Annotated in this window: 1 pseudogene; it reads right to left on the reverse strand. The window is 37.0% G+C overall.

The annotated features are described in order from the left end of the window. Window positions 1–349, reverse strand: a pseudogene (locus VB654_RS20975) (hypothetical protein); the annotation flags it as partial. Window positions 350–1,078: the final 729 nt, after the last annotated feature.

Here is a 1,078-nt window from a genome sequence, read left to right on the forward strand (position 1 = left end):
CGTTACCAACGTTGGTGAGGGTGTAGGTGTAGATCAATAAGTCTCCAACTCCCACAGTTCCAGCGTTAACATCCTCAACACCAGAGGCAGAAACGGTGATACCTGCAACTTCTGCAACTGTTAAAGTAACGGTGTTGGAAGTGACATTAATTGTTGTTCCTGGGTTATTTGGTTCTTCGTAAGTCGCAGTTGCGGTGTTGCTAATAGTTTCTCCTGCGGCAGTTCCTTCTGCTAATACAGGCATTATGGCTTGGAAGAAACCGTTAGTTAATAGAGCGATCGCAACTAAAGAACGATACATTTGGAACTGTTTACGTTGCACTGTTTTTTTCATCGGATATTGTGACATATTGAGTATTTATTGTTGGGTCTGTTTGCTAATTGCTTGAATATTGATGCTACACATCAAGTGTTTTTCCATTACCAAAATCAGTAATGAACGCGCTAAAAGCGATGCCAAATCAGAAATATAGGACAATCTAGACTGATTAAGCTTGTTAAATTGATATATGTTTGCAGACATCAACATCTGTGAGTTATTTTCATAACCACAAGTGATGAAAACATTCACATTTAACTATTTACAGAGAATCATCCCCATTTCACAAAAATATATAGGGGCGATTCTCAAGATGCTTTCAGTAAGCTGCGCGGCTATACAGACGAATAAGTGAATGGATTTGATAATTCTGTAGAGCCTCACAAAAAAATGGTATTACATACGTTAAGGTTTTGCTGTTGAGGAAGTTTGTTGTTTGATTTTGTTTACCTAACAGTAAGGTTTATATGTTAGTCTCTGTCTTGACATAAATCAATATTAAAACAGCATCCAATCAAAATTAAACAGTTATCATACGGCACTTGAAAACTCACGTAACCGTACAGTAATTAGATAGGAGCATAGATGGTATTACCTAAATACTGACACCTTTGGGAAAGAAAATCGAAAATTGACGTTCAGAGTCTAATCGGCAAGACTATTTTTTAAAGTCATAGCACTCCTCAACCCCTTGCTGTGCAAAAGCTGGCGCTATAAAAGTACATATCTTATGGGTTTTCAGTATAAACTATATCTTAA

It is taken from the genome of Nodularia sp. UHCC 0506, assembly GCF_034931045.1.
Taxonomy (GTDB): Bacteria; Cyanobacteriota; Cyanobacteriia; order Cyanobacteriales; family Nostocaceae; genus Nodularia.